The organism is Modestobacter sp. DSM 44400 (assembly GCF_900107175.1).
GTDB lineage: Bacteria > Actinomycetota > Actinomycetes > Mycobacteriales > Geodermatophilaceae > Modestobacter.
This window is the reverse complement of record NZ_FNOZ01000012.1, coordinates 67,620-89,645: the sequence shown is the minus strand read 5'-3', so window position 1 is coordinate 89,645 and position 22,026 is coordinate 67,620. Positions and strand designations below refer to the sequence as shown.

At 72.2% G+C, this 22,026-nt stretch carries 20 protein-coding genes and 1 pseudogene; 5 read left to right on the top strand and 16 right to left on the bottom strand.

Translation table 11 applies throughout. The annotated features are described in order from the left end of the window. Positions 1 to 164 precede the first annotated feature (164 nt). Entirely contained in the window at positions 165 to 1,691 is a 1,527-nt protein-coding gene (locus BLW04_RS10215) for an AMP-binding protein (RefSeq protein WP_091539715.1), read from the bottom strand. A gap of 200 nt (positions 1,692 to 1,891) precedes the next feature. Between BLW04_RS10215 and BLW04_RS10210 the strand changes: the two genes are divergently transcribed. The 4 genes and pseudogenes from BLW04_RS10210 to BLW04_RS10195 all read left to right on the top strand — a co-directional run bounded on the left by BLW04_RS10210 (position 1,892) and on the right by BLW04_RS10195 (position 6,468). Next, a complete protein-coding gene (locus tag BLW04_RS10210) occupies positions 1,892 to 4,750 on the top strand; it encodes an aconitate hydratase (RefSeq protein ID WP_091539713.1) in 2,859 nt (952 codons plus the stop codon). Between the two features lie 57 nt (positions 4,751 to 4,807). Then, positions 4,808 to 5,041, top strand: a pseudogene (locus tag BLW04_RS10205) (SDR family oxidoreductase); the annotation flags it as partial. A 37-nt stretch (positions 5,042 to 5,078) separates the two neighbouring features. Then, positions 5,079 to 5,864 (top strand): sirohydrochlorin chelatase, encoded by a 786-nt coding sequence (locus BLW04_RS10200; protein ID WP_254781246.1) that lies wholly within the window; start codon positions 5,079 to 5,081, stop codon positions 5,862 to 5,864. Between the two features lie 115 nt (positions 5,865 to 5,979). Next, a complete protein-coding gene (locus BLW04_RS10195; RefSeq protein ID WP_091539700.1) occupies positions 5,980 to 6,468 on the top strand; it encodes a hypothetical protein in 489 nt (162 codons plus the stop codon). Between the two features lie 17 nt (positions 6,469 to 6,485). Here BLW04_RS10195 and BLW04_RS29595 read toward each other — a convergent pair whose 3' ends face one another. The 6 genes from BLW04_RS29595 to BLW04_RS10165 all read right to left on the bottom strand — a co-directional run bounded on the left by BLW04_RS29595 (position 6,486) and on the right by BLW04_RS10165 (position 12,237). After that, complete coding sequence (locus tag BLW04_RS29595; RefSeq protein ID WP_091539697.1) at positions 6,486 to 6,923, bottom strand: phosphotransferase-like protein; 438 nt, start codon at positions 6,921 to 6,923, stop codon at positions 6,486 to 6,488. Between the two features lie 18 nt (positions 6,924 to 6,941). After that, positions 6,942 to 7,394: an SgcJ/EcaC family oxidoreductase gene (locus tag BLW04_RS10185; protein ID WP_091539691.1), complete on the bottom strand. Its 453-nt coding sequence runs from the start codon at positions 7,392 to 7,394 to the stop codon at positions 6,942 to 6,944. 58 nt (positions 7,395 to 7,452) lie between these two features. After that, positions 7,453 to 9,348 (bottom strand): ABC transporter ATP-binding protein, encoded by a 1,896-nt coding sequence (locus tag BLW04_RS10180; protein ID WP_371327785.1) that lies wholly within the window; start codon positions 9,346 to 9,348, stop codon positions 7,453 to 7,455. Positions 9,349 to 9,436: 88 nt separating this feature from the next. Beyond that, complete coding sequence (locus BLW04_RS10175) at positions 9,437 to 10,213, bottom strand: enoyl-CoA hydratase/isomerase family protein (protein ID WP_254781243.1); 777 nt, start codon at positions 10,211 to 10,213, stop codon at positions 9,437 to 9,439. Further along, on the bottom strand, positions 10,210 to 10,440 hold the full coding sequence (locus BLW04_RS10170; RefSeq protein WP_091539688.1) for a helix-turn-helix domain-containing protein: 231 nt from the start codon (positions 10,438 to 10,440) through the stop codon (positions 10,210 to 10,212). Before BLW04_RS10170 ends, BLW04_RS10175 begins: the two co-directional genes overlap by 4 nt. A 195-nt stretch (positions 10,441 to 10,635) precedes the next feature. After that, complete coding sequence (locus tag BLW04_RS10165; protein ID WP_091539685.1) at positions 10,636 to 12,237, bottom strand: ABC-F family ATP-binding cassette domain-containing protein; 1,602 nt, start codon at positions 12,235 to 12,237, stop codon at positions 10,636 to 10,638. Positions 12,238 to 12,361: 124 nt separating this feature from the next. Here BLW04_RS10165 and BLW04_RS10160 point away from each other — a divergent pair, with 124 nt between their 5' ends. Continuing rightward, entirely contained in the window at positions 12,362 to 14,191 is a 1,830-nt protein-coding gene (locus BLW04_RS10160) for an SCO7613 C-terminal domain-containing membrane protein (protein WP_091539682.1), read from the top strand. A gap of 25 nt (positions 14,192 to 14,216) precedes the next feature. Here the strand turns inward: BLW04_RS10160 and BLW04_RS10155 are convergent, their stop codons facing one another. The 9 genes from BLW04_RS10155 to BLW04_RS10115 form a co-directional block, all read right to left on the bottom strand. Further along, positions 14,217 to 14,789, bottom strand: coding sequence for a hypothetical protein (locus tag BLW04_RS10155; RefSeq protein WP_217630967.1), 573 nt, complete (start codon positions 14,787 to 14,789; stop codon positions 14,217 to 14,219). Between the two features lie 185 nt (positions 14,790 to 14,974). Next, complete coding sequence (locus tag BLW04_RS10150) at positions 14,975 to 15,352, bottom strand: metal-sulfur cluster assembly factor (protein ID WP_091539679.1); 378 nt, start codon at positions 15,350 to 15,352, stop codon at positions 14,975 to 14,977. Beyond that, a complete protein-coding gene (gene sufU, locus BLW04_RS10145) occupies positions 15,349 to 15,831 on the bottom strand; it encodes a Fe-S cluster assembly sulfur transfer protein SufU (RefSeq protein WP_091539675.1) in 483 nt (160 codons plus the stop codon). Before sufU ends, BLW04_RS10150 begins: the two co-directional genes overlap by 4 nt. After that, positions 15,831 to 17,171, bottom strand: coding sequence for a cysteine desulfurase (locus BLW04_RS10140; protein ID WP_091539671.1), 1,341 nt, complete (start codon positions 17,169 to 17,171; stop codon positions 15,831 to 15,833). Before BLW04_RS10140 ends, sufU begins: the two co-directional genes overlap by 1 nt. Continuing rightward, entirely contained in the window at positions 17,168 to 18,001 is an 834-nt protein-coding gene (gene sufC / locus BLW04_RS10135; protein ID WP_091539668.1) for a Fe-S cluster assembly ATPase SufC, read from the bottom strand. The genes BLW04_RS10140 and sufC overlap by 4 nt, the downstream gene beginning before the upstream one ends. Before the next feature lie 14 nt (positions 18,002 to 18,015). Further along, a complete protein-coding gene (locus BLW04_RS10130) occupies positions 18,016 to 18,360 on the bottom strand; it encodes a Rieske (2Fe-2S) protein (RefSeq protein ID WP_091539664.1) in 345 nt (114 codons plus the stop codon). A gap of 3 nt (positions 18,361 to 18,363) precedes the next feature. Further along, complete coding sequence (sufD, locus tag BLW04_RS10125; protein WP_091539661.1) at positions 18,364 to 19,719, bottom strand: Fe-S cluster assembly protein SufD; 1,356 nt, start codon at positions 19,717 to 19,719, stop codon at positions 18,364 to 18,366. Further along, entirely contained in the window at positions 19,719 to 21,176 is a 1,458-nt protein-coding gene (sufB, locus tag BLW04_RS10120) for a Fe-S cluster assembly protein SufB (protein WP_091539658.1), read from the bottom strand. Before sufB ends, sufD begins: the two co-directional genes overlap by 1 nt. Beyond that, positions 21,173 to 21,922 carry a helix-turn-helix transcriptional regulator gene (locus BLW04_RS10115; protein WP_254781242.1) on the bottom strand — a complete coding sequence of 250 codons (750 nt, stop codon included), beginning with the start codon at positions 21,920 to 21,922 and terminating at the stop codon, positions 21,173 to 21,175. Before BLW04_RS10115 ends, sufB begins: the two co-directional genes overlap by 4 nt. Between the last annotated feature and the right edge of the window lie 104 nt (positions 21,923 to 22,026).

The window sequence follows — 22,026 nt, the reverse complement described above, 5'->3', positions numbered from 1 at the left end:
GCCCGGCGCCGCCTTCCGGCGGGGCCGGTCTCGACCTGTCCTCCACCCGTTCAGGGGTGCGTTGAGGTCCAGATCGACCGGATCGGGGAACGACCGGAGCGCTGCGCGGGGCGTCTCCCCCCATGGAGGGAGAGGCCCCGTGCGGGCGACCCGGGCCGGTGGGGTCAGTCCGCGGGAGGCGCGAAGGACTCCCGGAGCTTGAACTTCTGGATCTTCCCGGTCGCCGTGCGCGGGATGGCATCGCGGAACTCCACCCGTTTGGGCGCCTTGTAGCCGGCGATCCGGGTCCGGCAGTGGGCGATGATCTCGGCCTCGGTGGCCGAGGCTCCTTCGGCGAGCACGACCAGCGCGGTGACCATCTCGCCCCACTTCTCGTCGGGCACGCCGATGACCGCCACCTCGGCGACCGACGGGTGGCTGAACACGACGTCCTCCACCTCGATCGAGGACACGTTCTCTCCGCCGGTGATGATCACGTCCTTCTTGCGGTCGGAGATGGTCAGGTAGCCGCCTTCGTCGACGCTGCCGCCGTCCCCGGTGTGGAACCAGCCGCCGTCCAGGGCCTCCGCGGAGGCCTCGGGGTTCTCCCAGTACCCGGCGAGCACCGTGTTGCCCCGGGCCAGCACCTCGCCGGACTCATTGGTCGACAACTGCGTCCCCAGCGCCGGGACGCCGGCCCGGGACAGCGCCTTGGCGCGGTCCAGCGGGGACAGGTCGTCGTACTCGGCGCGCGGGCGGTTCACCGTCAGGAGGGGCGCGGTCTCGGTGAGGCCGTAGATCTGGTTGAACTCCCAGCCCAGCTCCTCCTCGACCCGGGCGATGGTGCGCGAGGGCGGCGCGGCACCGGCGACGACGATCCGCACCTGACCGCGGCCGGGCACCTCGCCGTCCCATTCGGCGGCGGCGTCCAGGACGGCGTTCCACACCGCCGGCGCCCCGGCCATGAGCGTCACGCCGTGCTGCTGTACCCGGCGGAGGATCTCCGCGCCGTCGATCTTGCGGATCGGCACCTGCTTCACCCCGAGCGCCGCGCTCGTGTACGGCAGCCCCCAGCCGTTGCAGTGGAACATCGGGAGCGTGTGCATGTACACATCGCGGTCGCTGACCTGCATGTGCATCCCGAAGGTGGTGGCGTTGACCCACTCGTTGCGGTGGGTCATCTGCACGCCCTTGGGTCGCGCCGTCGTCCCACTGGTGTAGTTGATCGTCGCGGTGGAGTCCTCGTCCGGCGCCGACCACGGCCGCGGTTCGGCGTCGAAGCGGAGCAGGCCGGACTCGTACTCCTCGCCCAGCAGGAAGCGGTGCGGAGCGGTGATCCCGGACAGCTGCGGCTCGATCTCCGGGTCGATGAGCAGCACGCTGGCCCCGCAGTGCTCGACGATGTAGTCGAACTCCGCGGCGGAGAGCCGGAAGTTCACCGGCACCAGCACCCGGCCGTAGGACGGGACGGCGTAGAGCAGCTCGAGCAGCCGGGCGGAGTTGTGGCTGACGACGGCCACCCGCTCGCCCTCGCCGACCCCCAGTGCGTCCAGCCCGGCGGCGATCGCCCGGGCTCGGCGGGCCACCTCGCGATAGGTCAGCTCGCCCAGCGGGTCGGCCGGCTGCATCGGTTCGTCGACGATGCCGACCCGGTCGCCGTAGACCAGCTCGGCGCGGTCGATAAAGTCACGAGTGGTCAAGGGCACGCGCATGCCGGCTCCCGGGCGCTCGGTCGACGTGGTCGCCGTCACGTTAACCGGCGCCACGGACGGTGCCGCTGTCGGTGGGGGTGCCGGTGCCACGAGTAAGGGCAGCCTTGCTCCGCAGACCGCGCGGTGAGCTGGGATGATCCAGGGTGGCAATCGGGTGCGGGAACAGTGCCCGTAGGACCAGCGAGGGTGAGGCGCAAGCGGTGGCAGCCAGCAAGGACAGTTTCGGAGCACGATCGACACTCAGTGTCGACGGGACCGACTACGACATCTTCCGGCTCGATGCGGTGGAGGGCGCGGACAAGCTGCCCTTCAGCCTGAAGATCCTCCTGGAGAACCTGCTGCGCACGGAGGACGGCGCGGACATCACCGCCGACCACATCCGCGCCCTGGCGAACTGGGACCCGAACGCGGAGCCGGACCAGGAGATCCAGTTCACCCCGGCCCGCGTGGTCATGCAGGACTTCACCGGCGTCCCGTGCATCGTCGACCTCGCCACCATGCGGGAGGCGATGGCCGATCTCGGCGGCGACCCGCAGAAGATCAATCCGCTGGCACCGGCCGAGCTGGTCATCGACCACTCCGTGATCGCCGACGTGTTCGGCACGCCGGAGTCCTTCGGCCGCAACGTCGAGATCGAGTACGAGCGCAACGGCGAGCGCTACCAGTTCCTGCGCTGGGGCCAGGGCGCCTTCGACGACTTCAAGGTCGTCCCCCCGGGCACCGGCATCGTCCACCAGGTCAACATCGAGCACCTGGCCCGCGTGGTCTTCCCGCGCCAGGAGGGCGACCGCACGCTGGCCTACCCCGACACCTGCGTGGGCACCGACAGCCACACCACGATGGTCAACGGCCTAGGTGTCCTGGGCTGGGGCGTCGGCGGTATCGAGGCCGAGGCCGCGATGCTCGGCCAGCCGGTCTCGATGCTCATCCCCCGCGTCGTCGGCTTCAAGCTGACCGGCGAGCTGCCCGACGGCGCCACCGCCACCGACCTGGTCCTGACCATCACCGAGATGCTGCGCAAGCTCGGCGTGGTCGGGAAGTTCGTGGAGTTCTACGGCGCGGGCGTCTCCGCGGTCCCGCTGGCCAACCGCGCCACCATCGGCAACATGAGCCCGGAGTTCGGCTCCACCGCGGCGATCTTCCCCATCGACGGCGAGACGATCCGCTACCTTGAGCTCACCGGCCGCTCTCCCGAGCAGGTGGCGCTGGTCGAGGCCTACGCCAAGGAGCAGGGCCTCTGGCACGACGACGACCGCGAGCCGGCCTTCTCCGAGTACATCGAGCTGGACCTCGCCACCGTCGTCCCCTCGATCGCCGGCCCGAAGCGCCCCCAGGACCGGGTCGCGATGACCGACGCCAAGGAGGCGTTCCGCGAGGCGCTCGGCAACTACATCGAGGACGACCAGACCGGCGGCGACGACCGCAAGCCAGGCGTCCCCCAGCAGGAACGGCCCTACGGCGTCGAGTCGGAGGCCGACGAGGCCTCCGCGGAGTCCTTCCCGGCGTCGGACCCGGTCAGCCCGTTCGCGCAAGGCAACGGTGAGGCCGGCAAGCCGCACACCGCCGTCACCAGCTCGGGCACCGGCCGCACCTCCAGGCCCACCCCGGTAGTCATGGAGGACGGCATCGAGACGTCCGTCGACCACGGCCACGTGGTCATCGCCGCGATCACCTCCTGCACCAACACGTCCAACCCGACCGTGATGATCGGTGCGGCGTTGCTGGCCAAGAAGGCCGTCGAGGCCGGGCTGACCTCCAAGCCGTGGGTGAAGACGACGCTGGCCCCGGGGTCCAAGGTCGTCATGGACTACTACGAGAGGGCCCAGCTCACCCCCTACCTGGAGAAGCTCGGCTTCTACCTGGTCGGCTACGGCTGCACCACCTGCATCGGCAACTCCGGCCCGCTCCCCGAGCCGGTCAGCAAGGCGGTCAACGAGGCCGACCTCGCGGTGGTCTCGGTGCTGTCGGGGAACCGCAACTTCGAGGGCCGGATCAACCCCGACGTCAAGATGAACTACCTGGCCAGCCCGCCACTGGTGATCGCCTACGCGCTCGCCGGGTCGATGGACATGGATCTCACCACCGAGCCGCTGGGTCAGGGCAGTGACGGGCAGGACGTGTTCCTGCACGACATCTGGCCCTCGCCGCACGAGGTGCAGCAGGTCATCGACCAGGCCGTCACCGCCGAGATGTTCACCAACGACTACGCCGACGTCTTCGCCGGCACCGAGCAGTGGCAGTCGCTGCCGACCCCCGAGGGCGACACGTTCGCCTGGGACCCCGAGAGCACCTACGTCCGGAAGCCCCCGTACTTCGACGGCATGCCTGCCGAGCCGGCGCCGGTGCAGGACATCACCGGCGCCCGCACGCTGGCGGTGCTCGGTGACTCGGTGACCACCGACCACATCTCGCCGGCCGGCTCCATCAAGGCCGACTCCCCCGCCGGCAAGTACCTGCAGGAGCACGGCATCGGCCGTCGCGACTTCAACTCCTACGGCTCCCGCCGCGGCAACCACGAGGTCATGATCCGCGGCACGTTCGCCAACATCCGGCTGCGCAACCAGCTGGTCCCCGGCACCGAGGGCGGGGTCACCAAGAACCACCTGACCGGCGGGACGACCTCGATCTACGACGCCTCGGTCGCCTACGCCGAGGCCGGCGTCCCGCTGGTGGTGCTGGCCGGCAAGGAGTACGGCTCCGGTTCGTCGCGCGACTGGGCTGCGAAGGGGACGGCGCTACTCGGCGTGGAGGCAGTCATCGCCGAGAGCTACGAGCGCATCCACCGGTCGAACCTGATCGGCATGGGCGTGCTGCCGCTGCAGTTCCCCGACGGCGAGTCGGCGCAGTCGCTGGGCCTCACCGGCGACGAGGAGTTCTCGATCACCGGCGTCACCGCGCTGAACGACGGCACGATCCCGCGCACCGTCAAGGTGCGCGCCGGGAAGGTCGAGTTCGACGCCCGGGTCCGGATCGACACGCCCAGTGAGGCGAACTACTACCGCAACGGCGGGATCATGCAGTACGTGCTGCGCTCGCTGCGCGGGACCGTTCCGGTCTGATGGACCAGGTCGACGACGGCGCGCGGGTGCTGGTCCGCTCCCCGGGGGCCGCGCAGCGTCCGGGTGTTCGGGCTGCTGCCCGGCACGATCGCCACCGACCGGATCACCGAGATCGCGGCCGCCTCCGGCGACCCGGCCGCGGCCCGGGCCCGCACCAAGGAGATCCCACTGCGCCGGGTGGGCGAGCCGGCGGAGTTCGGCCGGGTGGCCGCCTTCACCCTCTCCCCCGCCGCCTCCTACCTGACCGGGGTGATGCTGCCCGTGGACGGCGGCATCTCCCGCGGGCTGTGATCAGCGCCGCCGGCCCGGACCGGCAGGTCTCCACGCGGTGTGGGGGGATCCGCCGCCGTACACCGGGTGGAATCCCCCAGCACCGGGCGGGATGCCCGGCGGCCGGGTGACCGGGGCCCCGGCGGATCCGGTGCTCGTCGCCTGCGCGCACGGCACCCGCAACCCCGCCGGGCGCCGGCTGATCGCCGAGCTCGCGCTGGCCGCCCGCACGTTGCGCCCGGGCCTGCAGACCACCGCGGCGTTCGTCGACGTCCAGCCGCCGACGGTGGTGGACGTCGTCCGGGGGCTGGCCGAGGCAGGCACCCCGGCGGTCGTCGTCCCGCTGCTGCTGTCCGGCGGGTACCACGTGCACGTCGATATCGCCGGCGCGGTGGCCGCCCACGACGGGGCGCTGGCCGCGCGGCCCCTGGGCCCGGACCCGCGGCTGGCCGCCGTGCTGCTGGACCGGCTGCGGTCGGCCGGCGAGGACCCCCAGGACCCGGACACCGCGGTGGTGGTCGCCGCCGCCGGGTCCTCCGATGCACGGTCGATCGGCGACGTCCAGGCCACCGCCGCTCTGCTGCAGCGCGACTGGACCGGCCCGGTGACCACGGGCTACGGCTCGGCCGCGCGCCCGACCGTCCCCGACGCCATCGCCGCCGCCCGGCGCGCCGGCGCCGGGCGGGTGGTCGTTGCTGCGTACCTGCTCGCCCCCGGGCACTTCCACGACAAGCTCCAGGGAGCCGGCGCGGATTGCGTCACGGCACCATTGCTCCCCGATGAGCGGATCGCCGCCGTCCTGCTGGACCGCTACGACGCGGCTCTCGCCGCCACCCCGGCCTGACCCCTGGCGGCGCCGGCTCCTCCGCCGTCGGGTGCGCTCCTGCATCGGTTGCACGACCGCACGACCCACGACCGGGAAGCGCCACACCGGGGCGTTCCCGCGGCATCATCCCCGCGTGACCGACGAAGAGGCGTACGCCCAGCTGCTGGCCCAGCTGCGGTCGCGACTCTCCGCCCTCGCCAGCGACCACGGTGCCCAGACGCGCGAGACGAACAACGCCGAGGGGTGGTACTGGCCCGGCACCACCCTCGTTCTGGAACCGACAGCCCCAGGAGCGACACCGGTCACCGTCTTCCCGGAGGACGCGTACACGACCTGGCTCGAGTTCGGTCAGCGCGCCCGCGTCGAGATCGTCACCGAGCCGCAGCGGGTGCCCGAGTCGGTCGACGAGATCATGGCGATGGTCGAGGCCATCGCCGCCGGCCGGGCACGGCAGCGGTTCTGGTACGCCCGAGGACAGTCCGAGCTCATCGGTCACGAGGCCTGGGTGCAGCTGGAGGAAGGCGGTCGGTGGCTGCCACGTCGATCGGACGGCCGGGTCCCCGGGCGCTTCACCCGCCGCCGCTACGAGAGCCGGGACGTCCACTACGCACCCTTCAGCTGACTCGCCGACCGCTCGGATCACCCACCGTCCCCGCCGCGTCCTGGAGCAACCGAGGACGAGTCACTGCTGGGCGACCGAAGCGAGCACCCTCCGCGCGCAATCCACGTCGCGGTACCGGACGTGTCCACCTCCAGGTCGTACACCACGCCCCGATGGACCATCTCCGCTCGGGACGCCGCCATCCCGGCTACTCGATCCGCCCGCCCCGCCTCACGGGTGGCCGCCCGGCGGGGTCGCAGCACACACCCACCCAGAGCACTTCCAGACCGTCCAGCCCTGACCGGAGGCGGCGCTGAGAAGCAGCGCCGCCCAGGAAACGCGTCGTCGATGATCGCGCCGACGCCTGCGCGGGCCATTGCGGCCACACCAGCCACCCACGCACTCTCGACCCGCCGGAAGGCAGCGCCGCGGAACGAGGCCCCGGGCCGGGTTACAGCGGCTGCAGTCAGCGGCACACGCCTGTGGCCACCTGGTCAGCGGGCGGCCTGCAACTCCACGGTCAGCGCCGCCAGCGCCTCGGCGCGACCGCCGTAGCGGGCGGGCGTGCTCTGCAGGAGGGCGATCTTCCAGCGTCCGGCATCCTCCACGGCGACCAGCGCATGCACGGTGTGGAACGCCGGGTCCAGCTCCTCGGCTCCGGGGGGCACCATGCCGGCCACGGCGTGCAGCACGGCGACACCCTCGGTCAGCCGGCGCACCGAACGGACGATGCCGACGAAGGTCGGGGTGGCGTGCTCGGTGAACATGCGTCGCATGTCCGCGGCGATCGTCAGCCGACCGCTGCGCACGGTGCCGTCGAGGTCGATCAGCTCACCGTCGTCGGCAAAGACGGAGGACACCGTGACGCCGCTGCGCTGGTTCCAGCCTGCCAGGTACCGCGCGTACAACGCGCGGATCTGCGTGTCGTGTGGATGGCCTGCGCTCAACTGATCGCTCCTGGCACGGGGTGCGGGTGGGACCTGGAGAACGGTAGTGCCCCCGGGTTCAGCCGACCTCGACGGTCCGCTCCCCCGCCCCCTGGGCGAACTGGGTGCGGTACAGATCGGCGTAGTACCCGCCCAGGGCCATCAGCTCGGCGTGCGTGCCGGTCTCCACGATCTGCCCGCCCTCGACGACCAGGATCTGGTCGGCGTTGCGGATGGTGGAGAGCCGGTGGGCGATCACCAGCGACGTCCGGCCGGCCAGCGCGGTGTCCAGAGCGTGCTGGACGGCGACCTCGGACTCGCTGTCCAGGTGCGCGGTGGCCTCGTCCAGGATGACGACACCCGGACCCTTGAGCAACACGCGGGCGATGGCCAGCCGCTGCTTCTCCCCGCCGGACATCCGGTAGCCGCGGTCGCCGACCACGGTGTCCAGCCCGTCGGGCAGCGAGGCCACCAGTGCCGCGATCCGGGCGCCGGTGAGCGCGGCCCACAGCTCGTCGTCGGTGGCCTCGGGGCGGGCGTAGCGGAGGTTGGCGGCGATGGTGTCGTGGAAGAGGTGCGCGTCCTGGCTGACCACGCCGATCGAGGCCCGCAGCGAGTCGCTGGTGGCCTGCCGGACGTCCAGCCCACCCACGCGGACGGTGCCGCTGGTCGCGTCGTACAGCCGCGGCACCAGATTGGCGATGGTCGACTTGCCGGCCCCCGAGTGGCCGACCAGCGCCACCAGCTGCCCCGGCTCGGCGCGGAAGGACACGTCGCGCAGCACCGGGGTGGCGCCGCCGTGCTCGGGGATGGCGACGTCCTCCAGCGAGGCGAGAGAGACGTCCGCGGCGGCGGGATAGCTGAACGACACGTGCTCGAACTCGACCGACCGGTCGCCGGCCGGGACGTCGACGGCGTCCGGCGCCTCGGTGATCATCGGGGCCAGGTCCAGCACCTCGAAGACGCGGTCGAAGCTGACCAGCGCGCTCATCACGTCGACCCGGACATTGGACAGCGCCGTCAGCGGCCCGTAGAGCCGGGACAGCAGCAACGCCAGCGCGACGACGTCCCCGGCGCTGAGCTGCCCGTTGAAGGCCAGCGTGCCGCCCAGGCCGTAGACCAGCGCGGTGGCCAGCGCCGCGACCAGGGTCAGCGCGGTGAAGAAGGTCCGGCCGTACATGGCCGACAGCACCCCGATGTCGCGGACCCGCCCGGCCCGACTGCGGAACGCCTCCGCCTCGGCCGAGGGCCGGCCGAACAGCTTGACCAGCAGCGCTCCGGCGACGTTGAACCGCTCGGTCATGGTCGCGTTCATCGACGCGTTGAGCCCGTAGGACTCCCGGGTGATCTCCTGCAGCCGCTTGCCGATCCGCTTGGCCGGCACGACGAACAGCGGCACCAGCACGATCGACAACCCGGTGATCTGCCAGGACAGGCTGAACATGACCCCGGCTGTGAGCACCAGCCCGATGGCGTTGGACACCACGCCGGACAGGGTCGAGGTGAACGCCTGCTGCGCGCCGATGACGTCGTTGTTCAGCCGGCTGACCAGCGCGCCGGTCTGGGTGCGGGTGAAGAAGGCCACCGGCATCCGCAGCACGTGCTCGAACACCCGGCTGCGCAGGTCGTAGATGACGCCCTCCCCGATCCGGGAGGAGTACCAGCGCTGGGCCAGCGAGCTCCCGGCGTCGACCAGGGCCAGGCCGGCGATGAACAGCGCGATCCGCACGATGTCGCCGGCCGTGCCGGACAGCTGGGCGATCCGGTTGATGATGCTGCCGGCGAGCAGTGGGGTCAGCACGCCGATCAGCGCGGAGAGGACGACGAGCGCCAGGAAGGAGATCAGCTCGCGGCGGTACGGCCGGGCGATCCCGAGGATCCGCTGCGTGGTCCCCTCGGGGATCGACCGCTCGGTCACCGACGGGTCGCGTCGGAACGACCGCATGGCCGCCATCGAGGTCATCGGGCTGTCCACGGCGACCATCCTCCACCAGCCGGGGCCGCCGTTCGCGTAACGGCGTAATCGATCGGTGGAACCGTGGTGAGCGGGCGGCTGTTCCCGGTCAGCGGCTGACGGCGAGCACCCTCAGCCGGCGCAGCTGCGCGGCCCGCTCGGCGGCGTCCTGGGTCTCCGCGTCGTTGCGGACGGCGCTGCGTAGCAGGGCGAGGGTCTCCCGGCTCGCGCCGGTGTCCACGGCCAGCAATGCCGCGGTCAGGTCGCGGACGGTGGCGGCCATCTGGTCGACCGGGACGGCGACGTTCGCCAGCCCCATCGCGACCGCCTCGGCCGCACCCACCGCGCGGCCGGTCAGGCAGATCTCGACCGCGCGGCTGTACCCGACCAGCCCGACCAGCGTGCTGGTGCCGGTGAGGTCGGGCACCAGGCCCAGCGTCGCCTCCGGCAGCCGCAGCTGGGCGTCCTCCGCGACCACGCGCAGATCGCAGGCCAGGGCCAGTTGGGCGCCGGCCCCGATGGCGTGCCCCTGCACCGCCGCGATCGAAACGATGCCCGGGGAGCGTAGCCAGCGGAAGGCAGCCTGGTATCCGCGGATGCGCTCGGCCGCCGGCTCCGGCGGCAGCGCACCGAGTTCCCCCAGCCCGCCGGCCATCCCCGGTGCCGAGCTGAACAGGCTGCGGTCCAGGCCGGCGGAGAACGAGCGGCCGGCGCCGGTCACCACGACCACGCGGACGTCGTCGCCCAGGCTCTCACCGACCTCGCGCAACGCTGCCCAGGTGGCCGGTGTCTGGGCGTTCAGTTGGTCGGCGCGGTCGAGTGTGACGGTGAGGACGGCGCCCTCGCGCGCCGTTCGCACCCAGCCGTCGTCCGGCCGTTCGCTCACGCAGACTTCTTGGCGTTCCGGTTGGCGCCGCCCCGGCCGCGGAGCGTCGCTCCGGACTCGGACAGCAACCGGTGCACGAAGCCGTAGGAACGGTTGGTCGAGGTGGCGAGGGAGCGGATGCTCTCCCCGTCGTCGTAGCGCTGGCGCAGCTCCCCTGCCAGCGACGTCCGGTTACCACCGGTAATGCGCTTGCCCTTGCCCAGGTCCGCAGTGCTCGAGTCGGCCATGACTCCCCTCCGTGCCAGCGGGCGCACCGGCTGCTGCCGGATGGCGCCCGATGGTCGCCTGGCGCCGCAGTCCCGGTGACGTCGGCATCCCAGGAGCCATGATCACCCGGCGGCCCGAGGTCGGCCACCGCAACCGGCCCCGCTGCAGGGGCCCGCGCCGAGCGCGCGAGGCGTGGGGGGCAGCGGGGTCCTCTTTCAGGCCAGCGACACCAGGTCGGCGAAGTCCGCGCTCCAGGTGTCCTCGGTGCCGTCGGGCAGGATGATCACCTTGTCGGGGTTGAGCGCGTGCACCGCGCCCTCGTCGTGGGTGACGAGCACGATGGCGCCGGCGTAGGTGCGCAGCGCCTCGAGCACCTGCTCCCGGCTGGCCGGGTCGAGGTTGTTCGTCGGCTCGTCCAGCAGCAGCACGTTGGCCGCCGAGCAGACCAACGCGGCCATCGCCAGCCGGGTCCGCTCGCCACCGGACAGGGTGCCGGCGCGCTGGTCGACGGTTTCCCCGGAGAACAGGAACGCGCCGAGGATGCGGCGCAGCTCGGTGTCGGTGGAGTCCGGGGCCGCCGACCGCATCACCTCCAGCAGCGAGCGGTCCATGTCGATCGTCTCGTGCTCCTGGGCGTAGTAGCCGATGCGGAGCCCGTGCCCGGCCTTCACCTCACCGGTGTCGGGGGTCTCCGTGCCGGCCAGCATGCGCAGCAGGGTGGTCTTGCCCGCGCCGTTGAAGCCGAGGACGACGACCCGGGTGCCGCGGTCGATCGCCAGGTCCACGCCGGTGAAAATCTCCAGGGAGCCGTAGCTCTTGCTCAGGTGCTCGGCCGTCAGCGGGGTCCTGCCGCAGGGCGCCGGGGTCGGGAAGCGGAGCTTGGCGACCTTGTCCTGCACCCGGACGTCGGCCAGCCCGGCGGCCAACCGCTGCGCGCGCTTGTCCATGCTCTGCGCGGCCTTGGCCTTGGTGGCCTTGGCGCGCATCTTGTCCGCCTGCGCGGTCAGCGCGTCGATCTTCTTCTCCGCGTTGGCGCGCTCGGACTTTCGGCGGCGCTCGTCGGTCTCCCGGGCGTCCAGGTAGCGCTTCCAGCCGAGGTTGTAGACGTCGACGGTGGCCCGGTTGGCGTCCAGGTGCCACACCTTGTTGACGACGGCCCCCAGCAGCTCGACGTCGTGGCTGATGACCACCAGCCCGCTGCGGTGGCTGCCGAGGAACCCCCGGAGCCAGACGATCGAGTCGGCGTCCAGGTGGTTCGTCGGCTCGTCGAGCAGCAGGGTGTCGGCGTCGGAGAACAGGATCCGGGCCAGCTCGACCCGGCGGCGCTGGCCACCGGAGAGGGTGCGCAGCGGCTGTTCCAGCACGCGGTCGGGCAGGCCCAGGTTGGTGCAGATCCGGGCGGCGTCGCTCTCTGCGGCGTAGCCGCCCATGGCGGCGAACTGGTCCTCCAGCCGACCGTAGCGGCGGACGGCGCGGTCGCGGTCGGCGTCGTCGGCGGGCTCGGCCATGGCCACCTGGGCCTTGGTCAGCTGCGTCTTGAGGACGTCGAGCCCGCGGCCGGACAGCACCCGGTCGCTGGCGCTGATGTCGAGGTCACCGCTGCGGGGATCCTGCGGGAGGTATCCGAGCTCGCCGGTGATGTCGACGTGGCCGGCGTGCGGCACGCGCTCCCCGGCCAGCGTGGTGAGGGTCGTCGTCTTGCCGGCGCCATTGCGGCCGACCAGCCCGATCCGGTCACCGGGCTGCACCCGCAGATTGGCGTCGCTGATGAGGATGCGGGCGCCGGCGCGCAGCTCGAGTCCGGTCGTCGTGATCACTGACCCCAGGGTAGGCGCTCCCGGGCCGACTTCCGACCGCCTTTCCGGTGATGTGGACGGCATCCGGCCCGTACCGTTCGCCGGAAGGACGCTCCGACCGGCGACGACGCGGGGGTGATGCACGGTGGGTCACGACCCCCACGTCGCCTATCCCCCGCCGCTGGACCGCCCGCTGCCCCCGCCTCCGGCGCCGCCGGAAGCCGGGACCGGGCCCGGGCGGGTCAGTCCGCAGAGCGTGCTCCTCGGTGCCGGCGCGGTGGCGGTGGTCGCCGCCGGAGCGGCCTCGCTGACCGCCGGCGGGGGCGGAGCAGGCCGGCTCGGAGTGGCCGCGCTGGCTGTCGCAGCCGCGGCGGTCTCACTGCGCACCGGACGCCGCGGGCTGCGGACCACCGAGGAGGTGCTGGCGGCCACCGCCGCGGTGCTGGCGCTGGTCGCGGCCTGCTCGCCCGACCAGGCCCCGCGGTCCCCGGTGCTGGCCGGGCTGGCAGTCGCGTTCCTGGCTGTCGGGCGGGTGGGGCGCACAGCGGCCGGCTGGCCGGTGGCCGCCTGGGCTGCTGCCCAGCTCGCCGTCCTCGTCGCGCTGCCCGGCCTCGGTCTGGCCCCGGTCGTGCACGCCGGGGCGGTGCTGGGCACCGCGCTGGCCGGGCTGGTGGTGGTTCTCGTAGCGCGGCCACCGGTCGCCGTCGCCACCCTGGTGAGCACCGCCCCCTGGTGGGTGATCGGCGTGGCCGAGGGGCAGCGCCTGGTGTGGTCCGATGCCCTCGACGCGCTTCCCCGCGCCGGCGCCGCCGCCCTGCTGGTCGGGGTCGCGGCCGGGCTGCTGGCGACCCGCCGCCGCGCGTCGCTGCGTCCGCTGCTGGGGCCGCGACCGGCGGCGCCGCTGCTGTCCGGCCTGGCGGCCGGCGCCGGGGTGGCGGGCGCGCTCTCCGCGGCAGACCCGCTCGGCGTCCCGGCCAGCGGCTACCTGGGCCTGGCGCTCGCCGCCGGGGTGGCTGAGCTGGCTGCACCGGGCCGGAACTCCGTGCTGCGACCGGCCGGGCTGACCGCGGCGGGCACGCTGACCGGGCTGGCCGTAGGTCAACTGCTGGCGGGCGGCCGCTGGCCGGCGCTGGCGCTGCTGCTGTTCGTCGCCGCGCTGCCGGCGCTGCTGGTCGCGGCCCGGCAGCCGGCGGACCGTTCCGGTGCGCTCCCCGTGGCGGTCGGCTGCCTGGCCGGCGCGACCCTGCTCGCCGACGCGGGTCAGGTCGTGACGCCCGGGCAGACCGGCTGGCTGCTCGTCGCGCTGGCCGTCGCATCGCTCGGCGTCACCACGCTGCTGCGCGGCCAGCACCCCGAGCTGCCGCTGGCCACGGCGGGCACGGTCGTCGGCGGGCTGGGGCTGCTCGTCCCGAGCGACTGGTCGACTGCCGCCGCGCCGCTGGCGGTGCTTGGCGCAGCGCTCACCGGATATGCCGCGCGCGCCGGCCGGCGCGGTGTCCGCGCAGCCGGCTGCGCGGCGCTGGTGGCCGCTGCCTGGCTGGCCGTGGCCTCTGCCGGCCCTCACGTGGTGGAAGGCTGGTCGCTGCCGGCGGCGGCCGGGCTGCTGCTGTTCTCCGGGCGCCGGCTGGTCGACGCGCCGTCCTGGCCGGCGTGGGGCCCGGCGCTGCTCACCGGCTTCGTGCCGTCCGTGGCGCTCGCGGGAACCGAGCCGGGGACGGTCCGGCTGCTCCTGGTGGTGGCAGCCGCGACACTCACGACGACCGCAGCAACCAACTGGGGCGTGCAGGCGCCGTTCGTGGTGGGCGCCGGCGCGCTGGTCGTGGTGGCCGTGGGCCGGGTGGTCGAGGCGCTGCCGCGGTCCGGACTCGTTGCCGTGGCTGTAGCCGGCGCGCTCTTGCTGGCCGTGGGCGCGAGCTACGAGAGTCGCCGCCGGCAGGCCGTGGATGCGGTCGGCCGTGTCGCTGACATGCGCTGATGCCGTCCCACTACAGCTACTGCAGTCAGGAGCCGAAGAGCACCTCGGCGCAGACCGGGCGGTAGCCGGCGGCGAGGAAAGCGCGCAGCGAGGCGGTGTTGGCCGGCGCGACCTGGGCCCACACCGGCGCGCCGGCGGGCACGAGGGCGGGTGCGGCGGCGGCGAGCGCCATGCCCAGGCCTCGCCCGCGGGCGGCCGGTTCGACCTCCAGGCTGACCTCCCAGCGACCGCAGACCCCACGCCCCAGGGTCAGCAGGGCGGACGCGTCCGGCGTGGTCCACACCCGCACGCCCGCGCGGTGGGCCAGCGCACGCACCACCCGCGGATGGCCGCCCGACGACGCCTCGCGCAGCTCGAGACCTGGCGCACGGGGTGCCGGCGGTGCCACCAGGACGGCGTCCAGCACCCCCGGCTCGACACCGGTCCGGTCGGCCAGCGCGGTCAGGAAGCGCGCGCTCAGCGGGGCCACGATCGGGTCGTCGGCCACCTGACCGGCGACCCAGGCCGGGTCGACGTCGGCGGCCACGACGTGCCAGGCACTGCCCCCGACGACGAGTGCCCGCGCCCGTCGTCCATGAGGAGCAACGGGCGCGGGCACGCATACGACGCTCGCATCGGCCGGCGGGACGTACCCGGCGGCCAGCCGGTCCAGCAACCCGGCCAGCAGGTGGCCTTCCGGCAGGGACCCGCCGCGAGCGTGCGAGCGGTGGGGGCAGGGGAGTCCTTCACGTGCCACCCCGCGCCTCGCAATTCAGCGCGGGCCACTCCAGAGAGGCCGGTCGTTCATACCCGGAAGCCGAGGGCGCGCAGCTGCTCACGCCCGTCGTCGGTGATCTTGTCCGGACCCCACGGCGGCATCCAGACCCAGTTGATCCGGATGTCGTCGACCAGGCCGGGGCCGGGGCCGCCGGTCAGCGCCTGGCGGGCCTGGTCCTCGATCACGTCGGTCAGCGGGCAGGCCGCCGACGTCAGGGTCATGTCGATGATCGCGACGTTGGCCTCGGTGTCGACGTCCAGGCCGTAGACCAGGCCCAGATCGACGACGTTGACGCCGAGCTCGGGGTCGACCACGTCGCGCATGGCCTCTTCGAGGTCCTCGATCAGGGCGGACTTGCCGCCGAAGATGGCCGGCTCAGCGGTCGGCTCCGTGATCTCGCTCATGACAGCGTTCCTCCAGTCGGGGCGGTGGGGTGGGCGGAGGACAGGGCTCGTGCGCTGGCGTCCTTGAGGGCCATCCAGCTCATCAGCGCGCACTTGACGCGCGCGGGGTACTTCGAGACGCCGGCGAAGGCGACCGCGTCCTCCAGTTCGTCCTCGAGCTTCTCGGCCACCGATGCGTCACCCTTGCTCTGCATCAGGGTCATGAAGTGCTCGCCGGTCTCCAGCGCCTGCTCCACGGACTGGCCGATGACCAGGTCGTACATGGCCGAGACCGACGCCTGGCTGATCGAGCAACCCATCCCCTCGTAGGAGACGTCGGCGATGGTGTCGCCGTCCAGGTGCACCCGCAGGGTCACCTCGTCCCCGCACGTCGGGTTGACGTGGTGCACCTCGGCCTCGAACGGCTCGCGCAACCCGCGGCCGTGCGGGTTGCGGTAGTGGTCCAGGATGATGTCCTGGTACATCGACTGCAGTTGCATCAGGCGGTTGCCTCCTCGGGCGTCACACCGAAGAAACGCTGCGCCGCCCGCACACCTTCCACGAGCGCGTCGATGTCGTCGTACCCGGTGTGCACGTAGAACGTGGCCCGGGTGGTGGCCGGCACGCCGTAGCGGCGGACGACGGGCCAGGCGCAGTGGTGCCCCACCCGGACGGCGATGCCCAGGTCGTCGAGCACCTGGCCGACGTCGTGCGGGTGGATGCCCTCGACGGTGAAGCTGATCGCTCCGCCGCGGGCGACGGTGTCCGGCGGCCCGATGACCGTGACGCCGGGGATCTCGGCCAGCTTCGCCAGCGCGTAGCCGGTGAGCACCTTCTCGTGCTCCTCGACCCGGTCCATGCCCAGGCCTTGGAGGTACTCGACGGCGGCGGCCAGTCCGATGACCTGCGCGGTCATCGGTACGCCGGCCTCGAAGCGCTGCGGCGGGGCGGCGAAGGTGCTGCCCTCCATCCGGACGACCTCGATCATCGAGCCGCCGGTCAGGAACGGCGGCAGCGCGTCGAGGACGTCGTAGCGCCCCCACAGCACGCCGACCCCGGTGGGCCCGAGCATCTTGTGCCCCGAGAACACCAGGAAGTCCGCGCCCAGCTCGGTCACGTCGACCGGCTGGTGCGGCACCGACTGCGCGCCGTCGACCAGCACCAGGGCGCCGACCCCGTGGGCGCGGGCGATGATCTCGCCCAGCGGGTTGATGGTGCCCAGGATGTTCGACTGCTGGGTGACCGCGACCAGCTTGGTGCGCTCGTTGACCACGGTCGCCAGGTCCGCGAGGTCCAGCCGGCCGCCGTCGGTCAGGCCGAGCCAGCGCAGGGTCGCCCCGGTGCGCTCGCACAGCTGCTGCCAGGGCAGCAGGTTGGCGTGGTGCTCCATCTCGGTGACCACGATCTCGTCACCCTGGCCCACCGCGTACCGGCGGAACTCCGGCTCCTTGGCCGTCGCCGCGTTGGACAACGCGTAGGCGACCAGGTTGATCGACTCGGTGCTGTTGCGGGTGAAGACGATCTCGTTCTCCGGGGCTCCGATGAACGCACCGATCGTGGCGCGCGCGGCCTCGTAGGCGCCGGTGGCCTCCTCGGCGAGCTGGTGGGCCCCCCGGTGCGGCGCAGCGTTGACGTTCTCGTAGAACCAGCGCTCGGCGTCCAGGACGCTGCGCGGCTTCTGCGACGTCGCGCCGGAGTCGAGGTAGACCAGCCGCTTGCCATCCCGGACGGTACGGGTGAGGATCGGGAAGTCCGCCCGGATCGCCTCGACGTCCAGCGGGAGCGTGGGCTCACGCGCCTCACCCGATGATGCAGCGGGACGCGAGACGGTCTGGGTCATGCCGTCTCAGCCTCGGCAGCGGCCTGCTCGGCCGAGTCCTTCACGTAGGCGGCGTAGCCCTCGTTCTCCAGCTTGTCGGCGAGCTCGGAGCCACCCTCCTCGACGATCCGGCCGGCGACGAAGACATGCACGAAGTCGGGCTTGATGTAGCGCAGGATCCGCGTGTAGTGCGTGATCAGCAGGACGCCGACCGGGCTGTCGGCCTTGGCGCGGTTGACGCCCTCGGAGACGATCCGCAGCGCGTCGACGTCCAGGCCGGAGTCGGTCTCGTCCAGGATGGCGACCTTCGGCTTGAGCAGCCGCATCTGCAAGATCTCGTGGCGCTTCTTCTCACCGCCGGAGAAGCCCTCGTTGACGTTGCGCTCGGCGAAGGCCGAGTCCATCTCCAGGGCGTCCATCTCGGTCTTGACGTCCTTGACCCAGGTGCGCAGCTTCGGCGCCTGGCCGGTCACCGCGGTGGCCGCGGTGCGCAGGAAGTTGGAGACCGAGACGCCGGGGACCTCGACCGGGTACTGCATGGCCAGGAACAGGCCGGCCCGGGCGCGCTCGTCCACGGTCATCGCGAGGACGTCCTCGCCGTCGAGGGTCACGGTGCCGCCGGTGATCGTGTACTTCGGGTGGCCGGCGATCGAGTAGGCCAGGGTCGACTTGCCGGACCCGTTCGGGCCCATGATCGCGTGGGTCTCGCCGCCGCGGACGGTCAGGTCGACGCCGCGGAGGATCTCCTTGGCGTCATCACCCTCGCCGACGGTGACGTGCAGGTCGCGGATCTCCAGCACGCTGCCGGTGCTGGGACCGGCGGCGGTCGGGGTGGCGGTGGGGCTGGTCACGGGGTTCTCGCTCCTCAGGTGCTGGCCACGGCGATGGGGGCCTCGACGTCGACCAGGACGTCGTCGCCCTCCACCCGGACCGGATAGACGGGGACCGGCTCGGTGGCCGGGAGGTTCGTGGGCTCGCCGGTGCGCAGGTCGAAGCACGACCCGTGCAGTGCGCACTCGATGGTGGGGGCGCCGTCGACCTCGTCGACGTCGCCCTCGGTGAGCGGGACGTCGGCGTGCGAGCAGCGGTCCTCGAGGGCGTACAGCTCTCCCTCGAACCGGACGACGGCGACATCGATGTCGGGCAGTTGCACCTGCAGCGACCCGTCCTCGGGCACCTCGGACAGCGCGCACATCCGCTCGAAGGCCATGGCTCAGGCCACCTCGACGGGCTGCTCGTCGAGCTCGGGCAGTGCACCGAGGCGGGCCTCGATGGTGCGCATGAGCCGGTCCTGCAGCTCAGGCAGCCCGAGGTGCTGGACAACGTCGGCGAAGAAGCCGCGCACCACCAGACGGCGGGCGGTCTCGGCGTCGATGCCGCGCGAGCAGAGGTAGAACAGCTGCTCGTCGTCGAACCGGCCGGTCGCGCTGGCGTGCCCGGCGCCGACGATCTCGCCGGTCTCGATCTCCAGGTTCGGAACCGAGTCGGCACGGGCGCCGTCGGTGAGCACCAGGTTCCGGTTCAGCTCGTAGGTGTCGGTGCCGGTGGCCGCCGGGCGGATCCGCACGTCACCGATCCACACCGTGTGCGCCTTGTCCCCCTGCAGCGCGCCCTTGTAGACGACGTTGCTGCGGCAGTTGGGCGTGCCGTGGTCGACCCAGAGCCGGTGCTCCTGGTGCTGACTCTCGTCGGCGAAGTACACGCCGAACAGGTCGGCTTGTCCGCCGGGGCCGGCGTACTGCACGTTGCTGACCAGCCGGACCAGGTCACCCCCCAGGGTGACCACCACCTGCTTGAAGGTCGCGTCGCGGCCGACGACGGCGTCGTACTGGCCGCCGTGTACCGCGCCGGGCGCCCAGTCCTGCACCGAGATGACGGTGAGCTGCGCGCCGTCGCCGAGCAGGACGGCGACGCCACCGGAGTAGCGGGCCAGGCCGGTGTGGTCCAGCACGACGGTGGCCGCGGCGTTCTGCCCGACCTCCACGACGAGCTGGCCCCACACGACGTCCATGTCGTCGCCGGGGCTGCCGGCGCCGACCAGCGACAGGGTGACCGGCCGGTCGAGAACGGTCTCCTTGGCGATCCGGACGACGGCGGCCCCGCCGGCGCGCTGCCGGGTGAGGGCGGCCAGCCGGTCAACGGGCTCGGGAAGCCCCTTGAGCAGCGGCTCGTCGGCGTCGACGGAGGTCAGCTCGACACCATCGGGCAGGTCCGCCGTCCACTGCGGGTGGACGTCGGAGGGCGCGCCGTCCAGCAGCGTGCGCATGCGGCGCATCGGCGTGAAGCGCCACTCCTCCTCACGGCCGGTCGGCGCGCCGAAGGCGTCGGGGTCGGTGGAGGTGAACCGCTCCGCCGGCGTGCCGGTGGGCGCACCGCCGTTGGCAGCAGAGCCGCCGTGCGAGTGCGCGCCCGGGGTCGCCTGGCCGCTGGTGCCGGTGCCGGCGGCCGGAGTGGTGGGGGGCCCGGCCTGCGCGCCCACGCCGGGAGCGAAGAGCTCCGAGGCGAGGGCGGCTGAGTCGGTGGTCAGGGTGGTCTGGTCGTCAGTACCTGTATTCTGTGGGGCCGACATCAGCCGACGGCACCTTCCATCTGCAGTTCGATCAGCCGGTTGAGCTCGAGGGCGTACTCCATCGGGAGCTCCCGGGCGATCGGCTCGACGAAGCCGCGCACGACCATCGCCATCGCCTCGTCCTCGGACATTCCCCGGCTCATCAGGTAGAAGAGCTGGTCCTCGCTGACCCGGGAGACGGTCGCCTCGTGGCCCATGGACACGTCGTCCTCGCGGACGTCGACGTAGGGATAGGTGTCCGAGCGGCTGATGGTGTCCACCAGCAGCGCGTCGCACTTCACCGTGGACTTGGAGCCGTAGGCGCCCTCGTCGATCTGGACCAGCCCGCGGTAGCTGGTGCGGCCTCCGCCGCGGGCCACCGACTTGCTGATGATGTTCGAGGAGGTGTGCGGCGCCGCGTGCACCATCTTGGCACCGGCGTCCTGGTGCTGGCCCTCACCGGCGAAGGCGATGGAGAGCACCTCGCCCTTGGCGTGCTCGCCGGTCATCCACACGGCCGGGTACTTCATCGTCACCTTGGAGCCGATGTTGCCGTCGACCCACTCCATGGTCGCGCCCTCGTGGGCAATGGCCCGCTTGGTAACCAGGTTGTAGACGTTGTTCGACCAGTTCTGGATGGTCGTGTACCGGCAGCGCGCGTTCTTCTTGACGATGATCTCGACGACCGCGGAGTGCAGCGAGTCGCTCTTGTAAATCGGCGCGGTGCAGCCCTCGACATAGTGCACGTAGGCGCCCTCGTCGACGATGATCAGCGTCCGCTCGAACTGGCCCATGTTCTCGGTGTTGATCCGGAAGTAGGCCTGCAGCGGGATCTCGACGTGCACGCCCTTGGGGACGTAGATGAACGAGCCACCCGACCACACCGCGCTGTTCAACGCGGCGAACTTGTTGTCGCCGGCGGGGATCGCCGAGCCGTAGTACTCGCGGAACAGGTCGGGGTACTCCTTGAGCGCGGAGTCGGTGTCCAGGAAGATCACGCCCTGGTCCTCCAGCTCCTTCTGGATCTGGTGGTAGACGACCTCCGACTCGTACTGCGCCGCGACGCCGGAGACCAGCCGCTGCTTCTCGGCCTCCGGGATGCCCAGCCGGTCGTAGGTGTTGCGGATCTCCTCGGGCAGCTCTTCCCACGAGGCGGCCTGGGCCTCGGTGGAGCGCACGAAGTACTTGATGTTCTGGAAGTCGATGCCCGACAGGTCCGATCCCCAGTCCGGCATCGGCTTCTTGCCGAAGAGCTTCAGGGCCTTCAGGCGGCGCTCCAGCATCCACTCGGGCTCGCTCTTGAGGCCGGAGATGTTCCGCACGACGGCCTCGCTCAGGCCACGCGTGGCCGAGGCGCCGGCGGTGTCGTCGTCCGCCCAGCCGAACTTGTACCGGCCGAGCGCATCGATCTGTTCGTCCTGGGTCAGCGGCGCGCTCGTCAATGTCGTTGCTGCCACGGGCTGTTGGGTGCTGGTCATGCGGGGGTCCTCTCCCGGTCGATCGAGGGGGTTGCAGTGCTGGCGCCGGCCGTTCCCGGCCTTGCGCGACCAGCAGGTACAGGGCCTGCAGAAACGGCTTTGTTCCCCGTGCGAGAGGTGAGCCGGCCCGGTATGTGGGTGGTGCAGATGCCGTCGCCGTGGGCGATCGTGGCCAGACGCTGGACGTGCGTGCCCACCAGCCGGCCGATCACCGCGGTCTCAGCCTCGCACAGCTGCGGGAACTCGGCCGCGACGTGTGCCACCGGGCAGTGATGCTGGCACAGCTGGCCACCGCTGGAGATGGCCGAGGCGGTGGCCGCGTAGCCCTCCGCGGTCAGCGCAAGCGCCAGGACGTGCGCCCGGTCGACCGCCTCGCCGTGGGAGCCGGCCGCGGCCTGCGCGCCCTCCACCGCGGTCGAGCAGCGCTGCTCGAGACCGGCCAGTTGCTGCTCGGCGACCGACCGGACGGCGTCCGGGCCGCCGTGGGTGGCCACGAACCGCAGCGCGGTGAGCGCCAGGTCGTCATAGGCGTGCGGAAAGGCCGAGCGCCCGGCGTCGGTGAGGGTGAAGCGGCGGGCCGGGCGGCCGCGGGAGCCGGCGACCGCACCCTGCGCCTGCCGCTCGGCGACCCGGCCGGCGGCGACGAGGGCGTCGAGGTGCCGGCGGACCGCCGCCGGGGAGACGCCGAGCAGGGCGGCCAGTTCGGTGGCCGTCTGCGCGCCGTGCTCGAGGAGCAGGCCGCTCACCCGGTCACGGGTACGCCCGTCATCGACCGGAGCAGGACTCCGGACGGCGGCTTCGACGGTTTCCACAACACGATTGTGTGCTTAATCGGGAAGTCCGCAAGCAA